We start from the raw sequence: 17439 nt of genomic DNA on the forward strand, positions 1-17439 counted from the left end.
GCCCTATTTAGAAAGCGTTTTCTAAGGGTTGCTCTCAGTATAAGGAATTATCACTTTCCAGCGATTCAACATTTATGACTTTCCATTCTACTTTTTTGACTGTTTCAGTTGATCCATATACACCTGAGGCGTCATCTCTGTAATACTTTTAAAAACTTTGAAAAAGTAAGTGTAACTTACAAACCCGACCTCACTGCTGATCTGTTTTAACGCATACGTGCCTGACTGCATGAGCATGCAGCTTGTTTGAATACGAACCCGGTTCAAATACTCAGTAAATGTCATTTGCATTTCCTCTTTGAACAGTCTGCTTAAATATGATGCATTCAGATTAAGTGAACTCGCCGTCATGTCCAAGGAAATATTAGAAGCATAGTTGTCAGCTATATATTGCAGTGCTTTCGTTATATGGCGCGAATATGAGCCTCCTACACGCTGTTTCTTGATAGCCTCTACAAGGCGTGCATAGTAGTTTACCATCCAAAGCTCAAGCTCAGAGACACTTCCCATACGTCCAAGTTCTGCCCTTGTGGGGATATGCTCGGTATCTTCTAAAGCAGTCTGCGGATTATGCCGTTTCCATGCCATTTCAACGAGATGAAACAGTTCACTGACTATGATTTGTACGGTCAACCCATACACAGGCTGCCTGCGCAGTTCAGCAAATATCGCTGTAATGAATTGGCTAGCTCGTTCGCCATCCAATTGCTCCAGATAAAGCAGTAGCTGTTTCTGTTCTTTCATGCTTAGAGAAGCTTTCAATATGGATGCGTTTAGATCCTGATCGTGTTGGACGTTCAACTCTTGATTCGCTTTGATGTAGCTTGGACCAACCAGTCGCAAGTTTCCACAAATCGGCCCTATCGCGTAAACGCATTTTAAGTTAAGGAATTTCTCTAAGGAATGCAAGAGCGCACTCATGGCTTGATTCATTTGCGTCGTAACCGCATGTTCACTTCGCTCCTCTGAGGAAAACAAGACGATAAAACGTCCCTCCCCTACATAGCCTACCGTCCGTTTCTGAACATCGCCAATCGCCATCTGCATGACTTCGATTGCTTGAAGCACCAAACGACTCTTTTGTACATCGGTTAAAGACTCCGTCATCAACAGAAAAGGAACGATTTGTACGGCAGCAGATCCATAATTAATTGATTTCCCAAAGAGCTGATTGTCACGTGCATAAACCTGCAGCGCTTCACTAGCATCAACAGTATCTCTTGCCAAATTAGCTACATGCTCGCGAAGAATAACCGGACTTAGGTGTTCAATCATTTTACTTTGCGCGTCTCGAGCTTCTTCACTCTGCAGCTCTTGGACCGCTTTATCGAGAAGTGTCAGCAGAGCTGACGCTTGTAATCTATGTTTGAGCAAGTAATCAATAGCCCCATTCATCAGACAAGTACGAACATAATCATAGTCGTCAAAGCTGCTCAGCATAATCATTTTAACCTTTGGAAATCTTTCCTTGATCTCCCGGCTTAGCTCTACCCCATTCATGATCGGCATGCTCACATCCAAGATCGCGATATGCGGTGTCATTTGTTCCATCATGTCAAGTGCCATAGATCCGTTATACGCCTCACCACATATCGTGAACCCGTGCTTTTCCCAATCCAACATACTCTTCACGTCATGACGCGCCAACGCCTCATCATCGACTAATAATACTTGAAACATCCTTCATCCCTCCTGAGGCAAGTGATTCTTAACCGGCAGTAATGGAAATCTAATCTGCACAGTCGTATGCGTATCGGGTTCACTATAAACAAACACGCCGTATGGTTCCCCAAACAATCGTACAATGCGTTCATGGACATTTTGAACACCCATTCCACTAAACCGTGTATTCGTCTGGACTTTATTCCTTTCAAACAGCGCCTCGATCTGTTCCTGGGACATCCCTTTGCCGTTATCTCTTACTTCGATTCGCAGCTCTTTGTTCTCCTCATAAATCCGAATTAACACCACACCCTCATACCCCGATGCCGATAGTCCATGAAGAATGGCATTTTCCACAAGAGGCTGCAGCATTAACTTCAGAACGCTATGTTGTAACAGCTCTTCATTGTCGACATCAATATTCAGTTGCAGTGGCTCTACATATTTGTATTTTTCAATGGTCACGTAACTGCGGACGTACTGCAATTCTTCTTGCAGCGTAAGAAATTCATTTGTATTCCCAAGAACGCCGCGCATCAGCTCTATTAAAGATTCTGATACCTCTACGATATTCGGCACCCCGTTAATCTTGGCCAAATACTTGACCGTATTCAGTGTGTTATAGAGGAAATGCGGACGTATTTGAGCTTGTAAAACGGCCAATTCCGCTTCACGCTTCTCTTTCTCGGTTGTTACGATCCCTTCAAGTAAACGCTTTAATTCCTCAACCATGCTTTTAAAAACGTGATATAACTGCCCTATTTCATCCTTGGTATGAATCTCGACGGTTGGCAGGGTCAGATTGCCTTCGATGACATGCATCATCATCGAACGCAATCTGCGAATATTTCTTGTTATTCTGGAGGAAACTTGCAGTGTTCCTATGACGATAATTACAAATACAATGATAGCTACTGTGGCTAGTACATTACGAATATGGGTTGTTTCCGTCAAGAGAGACTTCATCGGAACGATTGCCACCGTGGACCATCCTGTATACTCCGATTTCCGAGTGACGACTAGGTAAGATTGCTGGTCAATAATTCTTTCAACCGAACCGTCTGTGCCTGCCAGCTTCTGATTCATTTGAATGATTGTCTCTTTGTCAATTGCACTGTTTTGAGGTTGGTAGATGAACTCGTTTTTTCTGTCTACCACGTACAGCATACTGTCCGATGTTGGTTTGACGTCAAAGATTTTCTTAATGAAATCGTCATTGAGATCGAACATCACCATGCCGATTAAATTCCGGTTATAACGAAGCTCGCGTCCGGTAACGATGGAGTTATTGAAGCCTGTTTGATGAAAATAGGCATGCCCTGAGCCATTTTGAAGTAAAGCATCCATCATTGGTGAGAACAACACATTCTTGTCAAGCCAAGGAGATCCGACGAAAAACACCTTTTGGTTCAACCCTATAACGGCCACACGTGAAATGTAGGATTTATACGCAATCAATGCGGATAAAAATTCCTCGATCCGCTTCTGCTCTTGAAACCACTCGTAGCTTGGTTCCTCGGTTTTACTAAGCAGCGTATCCAGAACTGTTTTATTCGTAGCAACGACCGTATTTAATCGACTAACCTCCTCCAAGCGGAGATTTAATGATTCATCAGCCTGTCGTATACTTTCGGTAACGGAAGTAATTGCATTATTCTTCACGGTTTCTCGCATGTATAAATAAACAATACTTGTCACAGCAACGATGCCAATTAACGTAACCAGACTGAATGCGACAAAGATTTTCCCCTGAATGCTTACCGTAGGCGAAATCAGCTTTTTGATAGAGAACAACTTCATGAACGAGTAGCTCCTTTTCCATGTCATCTAACAAAGAAAAAACATGAATCCAGCCCAATCCAGAGCTTGATTCATGTTTTTATATTACTCACTATAAGGCACGATGCATAGCCCCTCTTCATCATCTTCGACAATAAGAGGGACAATTCCTGGACGCGTCCGGAATGGCGCAGTACGGTCATTGCCAAAAAATGTAGACATCAGTCTGCCGTCATGATCAATAAACATCGTTCCGTGGCCGCCATGTGGAACTGCTAATCGTCTTGGGGTATACGGGCCGTACAGCTCATCCGCTACCGCATACATCAAATCGTAGGTACCATCGACGCGTTTATCACCATTCCATTCTGCCGCACCCAGAATGTACTTACCTTTATATTTCACGATGAAGGCACCCTCGTAGCCTACGCGCTGCCCATCCGAGCATAACAACTTGCGAGGGTCTTCCGCAAAGCCGGTCATATTCGACTTCATCCTGGCAATTTTACCATCCTGCCAAACAAAATACACGTGACCATCCTCGTCTTGGAACAAACTGGAGTCAATATCCGTATTCGTCATTCGGCCCATATCGATATAGGGTCCCTCTGCAAGTCCGGTTATGCTTTTAATCATCCCCGTACCGCCGCCTTGAAGTGAATATGTGATCCAGAATGTATCGTACAGATAGATCATCTCTGGTGCCCACAGACAAGGGTTCTCATAAATGTTGTTCTCCCAAGTGCCATTTTCGGACAAATCCCATACCTTTGCTACATGCTTCCATTCCTTCAAATCTGCCGAGCTCCATACGTGGAGCTGGTTATTTCGATCCCAAAAATTGTGATGCGGCTTATCCGATGTTCCCGTCAAATAATAGGTGCCATCTGGCCCCGTGCTAATATGCGGATCACGAATCGGGAAGTCAGCGATGGGCTTAAGTGTTCCTACCCCACCTTTTTCAAGCCATATGTCCTCACTTGGTCTTATAAATCCTGGACATACCAGGGACATTGGTACCACAGAAGGATAATGCTCGACCAGAGAGTAGCTGCCACATCCCGAAAAAGAGGCATACAACTGATTGTCTATATCCGTAAATAATGAGATTTGACCGCCATGAGGAAGTGCCAAATACCGCCGACTGTAGGGACCATAGATCGATTCACTCACCGCGACAAAGGTATCCACAGCATCGCTCCCCATCCTAGCAAGAGCATCTGCGCAAAACATGTAATAATACCCGTCCCTTTTGTATAAAAAAGCCCCATACGATCCTACCTGCAAATGCTGACTAAACGAGGGATGATCTTCCCTCCCCGCAACCTTCCAAGGCTGTACTTCTACCATTCGAGGTAATTCCACGAGACCTGTCAGGTCCTGCGTCATTCGGGCGATGTTGCCGTTTCCGTAAACCCAATAAACCGCACCGTCATCATCTTCGAACAGCGAAGCATCCTGCCCGTCATCCGTTATTTTCCCCAGATCCCGAAATGGGCCCTGGACAGATGCTGATAAGCTCTGGAGCAATCCCGTGCCGCCTTCTTTTAACCCATAGGTAATCCAGAACGTTCCTTTCACATAGTGGATTTCCGGCGAACAAATACCGTTAGAACCACTACTCGCCTTCTGCCATGTGCCGTCTTGCTCCAAGCTCCATATGTTTGTTGGACCGCTCCATGATGTTAAGTCGGAGGATGTCCACACTTGTATATTTGAGCCATCCGTCGTTCCGGTCAAATAGTATCTATGATCCGGTCCCTTACAAATACTCGCATCACTTAACGAGATATCCAAAATTCGTTCTATGGTTAGGGCTGATTCCGAATAGCCTGTACACGCGGACCATTCCGTCTCAGGATGCGGAGGCTGCATGAGAAAATCACTTTTCATTTCGATGATTCCTTTCATCTACCTAGTTGTGTTTGTACGATAAGTATAGCGTGCTTTGTACAAACGCTTAATAGAGAAAATGGTGTGTAAGGTGAGGAAAAGGGACATCTGACATCAAATAAAGCTGTTGTGCATCATCATGGGTTCTTGGTAAAATTACCGGAAGAAGAAACTACGACAAGACTACTTACCAATGATGAAAGAAGGAACCCCATATACAAGTAATGCTGAATAAACCTGGTAAGTCTGGGCCTATCTATCACCTGCCATTAGTAGGAGAACCTCCTCCTCTAAGTGTGCAGTTCTTGGGAATTAATTATTGTGAAAAGGAATACAGGAATATTCGAACGCTTGCCACGATTACCGTTTTCGGTTTCGTATTGTCAGGCCAAGGCGTTGTTAGGGTTGGTACCCAATCCCATACAGCTTGTGAGGGCGACATATTTATCCTGCCAGCAGGTTGCTACCATGAGGTTACCTCGGACATCCATCATGAGGAGCAATGGAGCTACATCTGGCTGAATATAAGCGGAAACTGGATCCTAAAGATGCTCGAAGCTTATCAATTGCTTCCACATATCGTGACTCGGGACAGCGGGTTAGCGCATTTGTTTCAAGAGGCTATTGAAGCTGCACAGCAGAAATCTGTCGAGGACATGCAAACCGAGCTTCAAATCATACTTATGCGAATGATCGTGGGCCTCTCTGAAATGTTGCGCAAAAGAGGCAATGCCTTAACATCAACCGTACAGGCTATCAAGCAATATCTGGATAACAGCATCCTTCATCCCTTCGACTCGCGAGGGCTCTCCTCCCATATTGGCCTTTCCATGAAGCAAATGAATCGCTTATTTAAACGAGAAGTCGGAACAACCATCTATAATTATGTGATTACGAAGAAAATAGAATCCGCTAAGCTGATGCTGCTCGACACGAGATTAACTATTAGCGATATTGGTTATAAGCTGGGATATGATGATCCGCATTATTTTTCGAACCTATTCCATAGTAAAACCAGTGTGAGACCAAGCGACTTTCGTCGGATATTTAGTCAGAGCGGATAGGTGAGGAGAAGGAGGATCTCCCCTGAAGCTTCAATCCAAAAAAATCCTTTGTTGTTTGTGCTGTTGAATCCGCAACTTCCCGGGCAGTTTTACCAAGGCATGCTGCAACTGTCGCTGCGATGTGCGGAAGAAAAGCGGGCTCATTCCGGCCATCCTGCGGCTTTACGGGCAAATCTCGCGGTGTGAGAAATGGAGCATCTGTTTCAAGCATTAAACGATCTAGCGGTACTTGCTTCACAAGTTCACGCAGATGCTTGCCTCTACGTTCATCGCAGATCCAGCCTGTGATTCCAATGTAAAATCCTAGTTGCAGATATACGTGAAGCTCTTGCAGAGATCCCGTAAAACAATGGACAACGGCCTTATTGATTGAACCGACATACGGCTTCATGATACGAACGAAATCGTAATGAGCTTCTCTCTCATGTAGGAAAAGCGGCATTTGCAGCTCACAGGCCAGCTGAATCTGTTCCTCAAACCATTTCCGCTGTACATCACGAGGTGAAAAATCGCGGTTATAGTCCAGTCCGCATTCTCCAATGGCAACCACTTGAGGCAGTTTCGCCAACTTGCGCAGTTTATCCATCGTGTGATCCTTGCAATTGCGCGTGTCGTGCGGATGGATCCCTGCCGTGGCAAATAATTTCCCAGGAAATTCACCTGCGTATCTGGACGCTTCAGCGCTGCTTCTTAAGCTTGTGCCAGTCAAGAGAAGTGGCGTCACTCCCGCCACAAGCGCTCTTGCAACCACATCTTCGCGGTCTTGATCAAAAGAGCGATGCATTAAATTAACACCAATGTCGATGAGTTGATTAGTCAATTTTGTCTCTATGTTATCCTCTAACATCTCAATCACTTCCTAAATTATAATCATATTTGTTATCACATTTCTCAACTAACCAAAAAGCCAACCCTCACATCCGCATCCTCTTTCATCCATGACAACGTCTGCCCTTTATGCAGATCTGACTTCATCGATTTCACTATCTTCTCGATATCCACGTTTTGCTCATAATGCCATTGAAGTGCAGCGGATACATACAATTCATTTAACTGGGCAAAAGTAAACCCTTCTGTTTGCTTCGCCGTCAAGAGTATCGAGGCTTCACTCACAAGCTTCCCTATCCCCTTTTGTTCCAAATAGATCTGTCTCAGCTCTAGGTCTGGGAGCTTGATTTCGTAAGCACGGTCGAATCTCCCTGCCCGGTTCATCAGTGCCGGATCAATTTGCTCGGGATAATTTGTTGTGCCAATGAGGAATATCCCTTCTTTGGAAGTCGCACCATCCAAAATGTTTAAAAAGTACGACCTTGCACGCTGCGGCATCGCATCGATATCTTCAATCACTAGAATCATCGGCGCCATTTTAGCCGCAGCTTGGAACGCATCTTGAATAGATTCACTGCCCGTGTTCTCCGTTATTTGCCAATAAGCAACAGGAGCCTTCACGCTGCCGGCAATCGATTTGACGAGCGTCGTTTTTCCATTCCCAGGCTTCCCATAGAGAAGAATTCCTCTTTTGTAAGGAAGATCATACTCTTTGAAAAAAGCGCGATCCTCCGTAAAAAACTGATCGATAGCGCGATAAATATCTGTTTTCACTTCGCTCCTCATGATGACCTCTGAACGATCAACCATACGTGTTATTGGCGTCAGTTCTTTTTCCATACCATGAGGTCCATCCGTAAAAACGGTCACTTGTCGACGGTCTAAATCCCTGCGCCGCTGCCGAGCGTGTTCTAGAAAACGTAGTAAACTCGCATCATCGACAGCAAAAACAAAATCCTCTTCTCCGACGCCATTCATCCGAAAGATAGGTACTCTAGCTAAAGCGATTCCCCAGGACGGGTAAGCAAAAACGTTGTTCCGCAGGGTAGGATACGTTCGATATGCCGCTGCATCATTTTCCCCATCGATTCCGAATGCACGTGACTCCATATGATCGAATATCCTAGTGACTAACTGCACATCACTTGACCCTGTCTTCACATCTTGTTCAAGCAGCTCCCAATACTCTTCTTTCCTATCATCACTCAAATAGGGTTCAAAGTCGTGACCATACTTCTTCCCCAACACGTTTTGAATCCGTTCTAATACATAGGCATAGTCCCCATAGGCTTTAAGCGAGTCGCCTTTAGTTCTATTCGGAGCTGTTACTGCCGGTGATTCTTCGTTCATTTCTATGCTCTGTACATGTCTCATTTAGCACCTTTTACTGTCGCCATAGGCTTACATTTAGCTACTACTTCAGCCAAACCCGCTCCGACGACACTTTCAATAATTTGATCAACATCTTTGTAAGCTTGTGGCGATTCATCTAGAATCGACTCTAACGACCTATGATTTACGACAATTTCATCTTCCGTACCCACTCTCATGGAAGAGGCAAATTCATTCAGCGTTATCAATCTTTTCGTCGCACTGCGTGAGCGAATTCGCCCTGCTCCATGACATATGGAGTGAAAGTTGGCTCTGCCACCCGGTGCTCCAACCATAATATAGGAAGCTGTCCCCATTGAACCCGGAATCAGCGCAGGATGACCTGTTGTGAGATAAGGATGTGGGTTATCCGGATGACCTGCCGGAAGCGACCTTGTCGCCCCTTTGCGATGGACAAAATAGGACTTCCCTTCCTGCTTTTCCTCCCATGCATAGTTATGCATAAGATCGTACAACGTGGTCATTTCAAATTTGGAACCAAACACATCTTTACCAGCCTCACGAATGGCATAAGCAATCAGATGGCGATTTACTACCGCATAATTGAGCGCAGAATACATTAGATTTACATAAGTCTGCGCTTCCCGATGTTCCAAAGGTGCAAATAACAGCTTAGGATCGGCCGTTCCTAATCCGTTCATCCGCATCACCTTCAACATATCACTGCTGCAAGTTTGGCTCACAGAGCCACCCCAGGCACGCGAACCCGAGTGAATCATGATGACCACTTGACCATCAAATAGTCCCCAGGCTTCAGCAACCTCTCGGTTCTCTTCCGCAATTTCTATTGACTGAATCTCCGCAAAATGATTCCCATTCCCAAGTGTCCCAAGCTGACGATGTGACCGATGCCAAACATTGCTTGGAAATCGATTCAATGCATTTTCATCCAAGGTAAATTTACTGCTTTCAACATGCGTAAGCGATGTTGCCTTTCGAGGCGTATAACCATCAGGAATATACTTCTTCGGTAGACCATGCAGCCCTTTGGTAACAATGTGTTCCAATCGGATGTCCGAGAAATGGCCGCGTGCGTGATCCTCCACGGGTAAATACTTCTCGATCGTCTTCACCAGCTTGCGGCGCAGCTTCACATCTTTCAGCTCATCCTTATGCAAATTCGTCATATGCACGCGCATGCCACAGCCAATATCACTGCCAACAATAGACGGTGATACATATCCGTTAGCCGTATTCCATACCGCTGTCGTACCTATACAAGTACCAACACCGACATGCACATCAGGCGTATAGCTCATATACACTTGATTTGGAATCTGCAAATTGTTGTTGGCCATCTGAAATACTTGATAATCTAACGCTTTAAATAACTCAGGTCCTGCGTATACATGGACGACTCCCGCTGGGAGCTGGACCTGTTGATAATAATTTTCTTTCATTCGTTTTGTTCCTCTTTTCTTGTTATCTGGACGCAAAAAAGCCATAGACCAACATCGTCTACGGCTTTTTCATGTCAAATTTAAACTAGGCTTACTCCAAGAGTACCTACGTATTCGTCACAAGTCCGGTTGAGACCGATGGTATGAAGTGCTTTTCAGTTGTCAGGTTATTCATAGAAATTTGATTGCGAATCATATCGTCGGCCTCCTTTCCATTCATTTACAAACATCATACGAGTCAAAGCCAAGAACTGTCAATCCATCAGCGCGGAAAGATTAATTATAGTGATCATGCCTATTAATAAAACTTATCAGTTCTTAGAATGGTTTCTATCTCCAACAAAAGAGTTCAACTGCTCTAATAAGTTGCCTCCACCATGAAAAGAAATCGTCCCGATTTTCTCACAGATCTTCTCCAAGAATTCAAGCTCCTTCAGCCGGAACAGGGTTTGGTTCTCATCCATAAGCTTAGCCGTATTCAACAAGCTTCTCGTAGAAGCCGTCTCCTCGCGCCGCGTAATGAGATTGGCTTGCGCTTTTTTCTCAGCCAACAGAACCGTATTCAGGATATCCTTCATCTCACCTGGCAAAATAATATCCTTCACACCCGCAGACAAGAATTGCACGCCATAATCTAGACTTTTCTCATTTAGGCGTGACAACACGTAGGTAGTAACTTCCTGTTTCATTTTCAGCAAATCATCTAACTTCAAAGTACCGACATACTCACGTAATACAAGCTGCAGCCTAATGTACATTTGCTCTTCAAACGACTTGATTTCAAGCGCTCGAAGTGCGTTCAAAATGCGATATTGGCACACAAAGTTAAGTCGCAGAGTGACCTTATCCTCCGTCATCATTTCTTGCCCTGTCATATCCATTTGCTGTTGACGAAGGTCGACAGTTTTCACAGAGACTCCGATTGGTCCCTTCCAGAAATAATATTTGCCGGGAGCAAGTTCCTTTTGCATGACATGGTTATAATACAATGCTCCACTTTCGTGACTAGCCACATCAAAGGTTTGATAGTAACCAATGAGCTTAGGAATGATAGCTGGATCAATCTCATTGGGCAGTTCAGGATTATGAATGTCTGCCCGAAGATAGGTGTGCTCTTTCAATACATTCCAAAAAGCATATCTTCCAGCTGTCAACAAGCCAACGAATTTGCCATCTTCATAATGCATAACATATTCATTATCTTGAACCTGTATCATATCCAGCTCTTTGATGAGTATGTCGTCATGCATAAACAACTGAAGATCTTTCCCCTTTACATGAAAAGCGTTCATGATATTTAAAATCTCAACATGATCATCCGAAAATGGTGACAGCCGATAAGTGCCAGGTTGTAAGCTTTTATAGTAGCTGCCTTTACGAAAGAGCAGTCCTCGTTCGTCATTGTGTATCGTTACTTTTTTAAACATGTTAAACCTCCTTGAGTGTTAGATCACGTAGTTGGAGTCCTCCTGCGATTAGGGCGGAATTCTGCTTAAGAATACAAGGAATGAAGAATGCCTTTTGAAATGAGTTGGAGATATTGGGTTCTCACTTGTAAACCCTCTATCTTCCCGTTAGTAACAAAAGGTTTTAATCATTCTTGCCATCGGTATCTGCAGATTACAAAGCCGTAGCGCAGTGTGCGATGTCAAAGCCACAGAAGACTCCAATACACGATCAATTAAGAATAATTTTATGCTCGATTAAAAGTCGAGTGCTCTACCACTGAGCTAATCGTTCCACACGATAGGGGATTCGAACCCCTGCACCTGGAGAATGTAAGTCGAAATGAACATTACAGTATACCTACACATAGAGATGTGTGAGCACTGCTGGACGTTTTGAAATCCTAACCAAGGTAAAGTCATCCGTACTTACATCCAAATTTATCTTCGCTTATTTCCCTAAGAACGAACACGGTGAAAGTATGGCGACTGGTAAAATAATGAGAAAAACCGGAACCCCTAGTTTGGAGTTCCGGTCTTATTCACACTTCCTTTGCTGGGCGTTTTAGTAGCACAATCCCATTTACCGGTAGATCGATTACACCATTTACCGTTTCATTCGACTCCAATAACGTGTAATCTCTGTCGTCAAGCGAAATATGTTGAGTTTGTCCACTGAAATTCATGATAAATACATATTCCGTTGAAGTATCTGTTCGCACCTGAACGGTTACACCCTGAGGGAGATACGAATTCATCACTCTAGCAACGCCCGTTTGCTCAATAAGTTTCGAGTAAAAGGCCTGAAGAAAATCCGCCTTCAAACGCGTAGCCATGTGATAAGCTTTACCTTTTCCAAAACGATTAACCGTAAGCGCGGGTTGCCCTGCATAGAAGCTGTCCGTATAGACACCCAGCACCTCAGCGCCTTCGGTATGGATCAGTTCACAGATCTCATGCGACTCGAAAGTGCCCGTTAGTCCCAGTTGATTATCTATTGACATCGATAGGCCATTACGATCGTGATCATATAAGCCTTCAATCTCTTCCGCCCAAATGCCAAGCGTTTTCCGAAGTGGTCCTGGGAAACCACCTAGATGACACAAATCGTGCTCGTTGACAATACCAGACCAATAGGTTGTTACCAACGTTCCGCCTTGCTCTACGAACCTTTCGAGCTTGCGCCCCGTTTCTTCACGACATAGATACAACATAGGCGCAACGATTAGCTTGTATGAAGATAGGTCATCCTCCGAACCAATAACATCGACCGGCACACCTTGTTCCCAGAATGCTTGGTGATGGGCAAGTATGGTTTCCTCATAATGAATGCCCATATTACGCGGTCCTTGTGCGTCTTTCACTGCCCAGCGGTTATCCCAATCGAACAGAATCGCTGTATCCGAAGGCGTCGTAGTGCCTATTACTTCGGAAATATTGGATAAGGTCGCTCCCAACTCTGCTACATCTTTAAACACACGTGTATATTCATGTCCGCAATGGTCAACGACGGCTCCATGGAATTTCTCACTGGATCCTCTGCTTTTACGCCATTGGAAATATTGTACGGAATCCGAGCCATGCGCTACTGCTTGAAGGGAGGACAATCTGTGCATGCCGGGTTGCTTCAGCTTGCTGACCGACTGCCAGTTCGTAAGGCTAGGTGTGCTTTCCATCAGCAGAAACGGCTTCTTCTTCAGCGAGCGGAACAGATCATGGTAGAAAGCAATGGAAGCACCTAATTGACTGTCATTCTGCCCTTCATGCCAAGTTGGATAGGCATCCCAAGAAATTACGTCCAATATTTCAGCAAACTTTCGATAGTCCAGGCCTTCAATTAAATGCATATTTGTTGTAACGGGAAGAGCAGGATTAGATCCCCGAACCACATCAATCTCATGCTTGCAGAAATTTACTGTTTGGTCCGTAACGAATCGCCGCCAATCCAGATTATGCCCATGTACCATATACTCACCATGTGGTGCTGGAGATTCGACCTGTGACCAATCCGTGATCGTATGTGCCCAGAATGAGGTCCACCAAGCCGCATTTAACGCTTCCAGCGAACCGTATTTCTGTTGCAGCCACTCTCGGAAAGCATCCTGACAATACGCACAATGGCAATCTCCACCAAATTCATTCGAAATGTGCCAGCCAATGACCGCTGGATGATTGCCATACCGTTCAGCAAGCTTGGTGTTGATTATCGCGGTCTTTTCCCGATAAATGGGACTGGTAAAGCAATGATTGTGCCTAATGCCATGCAAATTACGTACGCGGTTCGCCTCTACCCTTCTAACTTCTGGATAGCGTTCTGACATCCACGCAGGACGTGCTCCACTAGGTGTTGAAAGCCATGCATAGATGCCATTCTCAGCAAACGTATTCAAAATCCGATCCATCCACTCGAAAGTAAAGGTTCCCTCCGCAGGCTCTAATGCAGCCCAAGCAAAAATACCAATAGCCATCACGTTGCAGCCAGCCAGCTTCATCAGACGAATATCTTCTTCCAACACCTGTGGATTGTGAAGCCATTGGTCTGGATTATAATCAGCGCCGTGCATCAAGACGGGTAGCTTAGGGCTAATTGGATGAAATTTGTGAGTCATTTTCAAATCATCTCTCCTCTATGTTTATCCTCGTATTCTCTTATATATTTTGATTATAGGATAAATAGCTGATAAAATAGTAGAACTTATGAATTAATAAATCGTACAATATGAACATTGGTGGTGAAAATAGGTTGATGCCTTTCCTTTTTGCTGAATTTGCTATGCTCGATAACAAATTGCCCCTCTACGTTTATTGTGTAGGCAGTCATGAGCAAAAGCATCTTCTAAGACCTAATGGGTATCCAGCTCATCAACTTTTCTTAAGCCGACGCGGGAAGGGAATATTTCGTATACAGGGTAGTCGGGATATGGTAATGACGCCTGGAACCATGCTAATCCTTCCCGCTGGTGTACATCATGAATATTTTCCTGATCAAAGTGAGGAAGCTTGGGAACTAGGTTTTGTGGCTTTCAGCGGCTCCATTGCTAGTTCCATTCTCGAGCATCTTGGCAACCACAATCCCACGCTATTAAAGAATAACCAGTTTCAGGAGTATTGGAATAAGCTTGAATCCTTATGGCAGCTTATCAACTTGAATAGCGAAAGTGGTTATTGGGAAGCGTCTAGAAAAATGTATGATTTCCTATTGTCTGTCATTGAAGGACAGTCCGATCAAGAAATAAATCAGCGAATTAAACCAATCGGACATTCCAATGCAGCTTTGCAAGAAGCGATTAAGCTTATTCATGATCACTATAATGAACGCTTGCATTTATCCAACTTGGCAAGAGCAGTCGGATATTCTGTTCAACATTTTCATCGTCTGTTCGTAAGTATTTACGGTATGTCACCCATGCTATATATCCAACAGATCCGAATGCGCCGTTCTATTCAACTATTTGAAGAGAACCCTTCCATTACTGTTGAAAAGGTGGCACAGCAACTGGGTATGGAGACCAGCTATTTTATACGAATTTTTAAACGGACTTATGGCAAGACGCCTAAACAATTTATTAAATATGAATAAAGTTCCGTTCCTTTGAAATTCAAATTTAACAATAGCCCGACCATAGACGAAAATGGCCGGGCTATGGCCAGCAGAGCCGTCCCTGCACAAAACGCGATGATCGCTATACCCCTTAATTTTGCAAGATATATCAAAGTTACACAGACGAGATCCGCGAGTAATTCTTGGTCCATCGCTGAGTTAAATCTGTACCAATAGAAAGCAAAAGGTCAGTCTGCTGAGCAGACTGACCTTTTGTTTCGTAACCAGCCAGCTATAACATCTGATTTCATAAATCGTTGCCGATGGACCTCCCTTCGTCGACTTGCCAGTGTTGCGTCCGATATTCACTAGGACTTTGCCCATATTTAGTACGAAACGCGCGGCAGAAGTAAGGATAGCTGCGGAAACCGGATGCTTCAGCAGCATCCTCAAGCCGCATGTCACTGTACAGAATACGTTCGCTGGCAATGACTAGACGAACCTCAACGGCATATCGCATAGGCGGCATACCAAAAGCTAGCTTAAACATATGGGAGGCGGTTGATGTACTGACGCCATTGCGCGCGGCCAGCTCCTCCAACGTGAGCGCTTCCGTCGCATGCTTTTCAATATATTGCTTAAGCTTATTCGCAATGAAATGTTCCTTGCGGCCGACGCCGGCCAACATTTTAACGACGGACCGCTCAAGCGTCAAGCAAAGCAACTTCGCGCAGCAGGCAATTATTTCTGTGTTGTTCTCATGCAAATTCCGTTTCTCATAAATTAACCTCCGCCACAGACTAAGCAAATCATCATTGACCTCAATGTGAGCGACATCGGTTAAGGTCTGACTGGAGAGCCATTGGTCAACCCATTCCCCCCCACATACCACATAGTAATCCGCACTATCAACAAGGCACTGTTCATCCAGCCCCCTCTCTTCGCCTATGAATAACTGATAGGTGCTTCCTGGTCTGGAAATAATCAAATCGCCGGTACGAATGTGATGTGAAATTCCATTGAGTTCAACACGGCAAGTCCCATTCACTTGCAGCCTCATCAGCACGCCGTCGTTTCTACGATCCAACTGGTTGCGGTGTGGTGCACGATGGTGGGAATAACCCACATGTATATAACGAAATCCGTAATTTTCCATGGTCGCCTCCCTTATTCACTTTCAACTCTTATATTTTAATAAAATGCAAAATAAGTCAACTGATACAAGATCGGACATTCCTCCTGATAAATGCATTTCTTATAATAAATTTGCATGAACGAAATTTGCAAAAAAATTAAATTGGATACGCATGTGTGAGCACATGGAGGAGGATTGAACAATGAGATCAACATATCGAATTGGCATCGCTGGAGCTGGCGGCATTTTCAAAGAGTCGCATTTGAAGGCCTGGCAGGAAAATCAAGAGTGCGAGATCGTCGCCATCTGCGATGTGAATGAAGCACGTGCACACGAAATGGCTGAGTTGTCGGCTGCAAAACTCGTTTACACCGATTATAAGCAAATGATCGCTGATGCGAAATTGGATGCGATTGATATTTGTACGCCAAACCTGTATCACTCGGAAATTGCGATTGCAGCTTTACAAGCGGGGATCCATGTCATCTGCGAGAAGCCGGATGCGGTCTCTCCCGTCGAAGCGCAGAAGATGGCTGATGCTGCAGCCCAAAGCGACAAGCTGCTCATGACGATTCGCAATAATCGATTCCATCCGAACGCCCAATTCCTACAGCAGTATGCAAAAGAAGGCGGTCTTGGTGAGATCTATACCGGACGCTGCGGCTGGATTCGGCGCAGGGGAATCCCCGGCAAGGGCGGTTGGTTTACGACGAAGGAATTATCTGGCGGTGGTCCTTTAATTGATTTAGGCGTTCATTTTATCGATATCGCAGTGTGGGTCATGGGCAATCCCAAGCCGGTCGCCGTCAGCGGAGCCACCTATCGGAAATTTGCCGACAACGATGTATCGGACTCGAAGCATAGCAGCTTTGGCGAGAAGCAGACGGGTGGAACGTTCGATGTGGAAGATTTGGCTGTAGGTTTTATCCGCTTTGACAACGGCGCTACGCTGCAAATCGAGTTCAGCTGGGCTTCCAATATAGAAGAAGAGACTTATTTCGTTGAGCTTCGCGGGACGAAGGCAGGCGCAACTTACCGAAATTTCGAGTTAGGTCTATTTTCAGAAATGAACGGCCAATTAGTGGATACCAAGTCTTCCCGTACCCAAGGGAGACCAGTTAAGATGCATCATGCCAATATTAATCACTTTATCGATTGCTTGGCAGGTCGAGCAGAGCCAATTATTCGGCCGGAACATGGCGTGGAAATGATCCAAATCTTAACCGCAATTTATGAATCAGCAGAAACAGGCCGAGAGGTTCGCCTCTAGGGCCAGGAATGAGAAATGGCGGAACGCATG

At 44.8% G+C, this 17439-nt stretch carries 12 protein-coding genes; 3 read left to right on the forward strand and 9 right to left on the reverse strand.

All coding sequences use genetic code 11. The annotated features are described in order from the left end of the window. Positions 1 to 87: 87 nt before the first annotated feature. Genes L6I86_RS01370 through L6I86_RS01380 form a run of 3 tightly spaced genes read right to left on the reverse strand, consistent with a single transcriptional unit; the run spans position 88 to position 5334 of the window. On the reverse strand, positions 88 to 1680 hold the full coding sequence (locus L6I86_RS01370; protein WP_236284118.1) for a response regulator transcription factor: 1593 nt from the start codon (positions 1678 to 1680) through the stop codon (positions 88 to 90). Positions 1681 to 1683: 3 nt separating this feature from the next. After that, positions 1684 to 3489 (reverse strand): cache domain-containing sensor histidine kinase, encoded by a 1806-nt coding sequence (locus tag L6I86_RS01375; RefSeq protein WP_236284119.1) that lies wholly within the window; start codon positions 3487 to 3489, stop codon positions 1684 to 1686. 57 nt (positions 3490 to 3546) lie between these two features. Continuing rightward, positions 3547 to 5334 carry a family 43 glycosylhydrolase gene (locus tag L6I86_RS01380; RefSeq protein WP_236284120.1) on the reverse strand — a complete coding sequence of 596 codons (1788 nt, stop codon included), beginning with the start codon at positions 5332 to 5334 and terminating at the stop codon, positions 3547 to 3549. 224 nt (positions 5335 to 5558) lie between these two features. Between L6I86_RS01380 and L6I86_RS01385 the strand changes: the two genes are divergently transcribed. Further along, on the forward strand, positions 5559 to 6398 hold the full coding sequence (locus tag L6I86_RS01385; RefSeq protein ID WP_236284121.1) for a helix-turn-helix domain-containing protein: 840 nt from the start codon (positions 5559 to 5561) through the stop codon (positions 6396 to 6398). On the opposite strand, the gene L6I86_RS01390 is transcribed toward L6I86_RS01385, so the two are convergent. From L6I86_RS01390 to L6I86_RS01410, 5 genes are all read right to left on the reverse strand, one after another. After that, positions 6382 to 7245, reverse strand: a complete 864-nt coding sequence (locus L6I86_RS01390) for a TatD family hydrolase (RefSeq protein ID WP_236284122.1) — start codon at positions 7243 to 7245, stop codon at positions 6382 to 6384. The two genes, L6I86_RS01385 and L6I86_RS01390, sit on opposite strands and share 17 nt — an antisense overlap. A gap of 44 nt (positions 7246 to 7289) precedes the next feature. Beyond that, a complete protein-coding gene (locus L6I86_RS01395) occupies positions 7290 to 8576 on the reverse strand; it encodes an AAA family ATPase (protein ID WP_236284123.1) in 1287 nt (428 codons plus the stop codon). 20 nt (positions 8577 to 8596) lie between these two features. Further along, complete coding sequence (locus L6I86_RS01400) at positions 8597 to 10018, reverse strand: RtcB family protein (RefSeq protein WP_236284124.1); 1422 nt, start codon at positions 10016 to 10018, stop codon at positions 8597 to 8599. A 311-nt stretch (positions 10019 to 10329) separates the two neighbouring features. Next, positions 10330 to 11445, reverse strand: a complete 1116-nt coding sequence (locus L6I86_RS01405; RefSeq protein WP_236284125.1) for a slipin family protein — start codon at positions 11443 to 11445, stop codon at positions 10330 to 10332. 560 nt (positions 11446 to 12005) lie between these two features. After that, a complete protein-coding gene (locus L6I86_RS01410) occupies positions 12006 to 14072 on the reverse strand; it encodes a beta-galactosidase (protein WP_236284126.1) in 2067 nt (688 codons plus the stop codon). Between the two features lie 164 nt (positions 14073 to 14236). On the opposite strand from L6I86_RS01410, the gene L6I86_RS01415 reads away from it, so the two are divergent. After that, positions 14237 to 15043 (forward strand): AraC family transcriptional regulator, encoded by an 807-nt coding sequence (locus tag L6I86_RS01415; RefSeq protein WP_236284363.1) that lies wholly within the window; start codon positions 14237 to 14239, stop codon positions 15041 to 15043. Between the two features lie 268 nt (positions 15044 to 15311). Here the strand turns inward: L6I86_RS01415 and L6I86_RS01420 are convergent, their stop codons facing one another. Next, positions 15312 to 16160, reverse strand: coding sequence for a helix-turn-helix domain-containing protein (locus L6I86_RS01420; RefSeq protein ID WP_236284127.1), 849 nt, complete (start codon positions 16158 to 16160; stop codon positions 15312 to 15314). A 181-nt stretch (positions 16161 to 16341) separates the two neighbouring features. On the opposite strand from L6I86_RS01420, the gene L6I86_RS01425 reads away from it, so the two are divergent. Beyond that, positions 16342 to 17409, forward strand: a complete 1068-nt coding sequence (locus tag L6I86_RS01425; RefSeq protein ID WP_236284128.1) for a Gfo/Idh/MocA family protein — start codon at positions 16342 to 16344, stop codon at positions 17407 to 17409. Positions 17410 to 17439: the final 30 nt, after the last annotated feature.

The sequence above is a fragment of the Paenibacillus allorhizoplanae genome (assembly GCF_927798215.1).
Classification (GTDB): Bacteria; Bacillota; Bacilli; order Paenibacillales; family NBRC-103111; genus Paenibacillus_E; species Paenibacillus_E allorhizoplanae.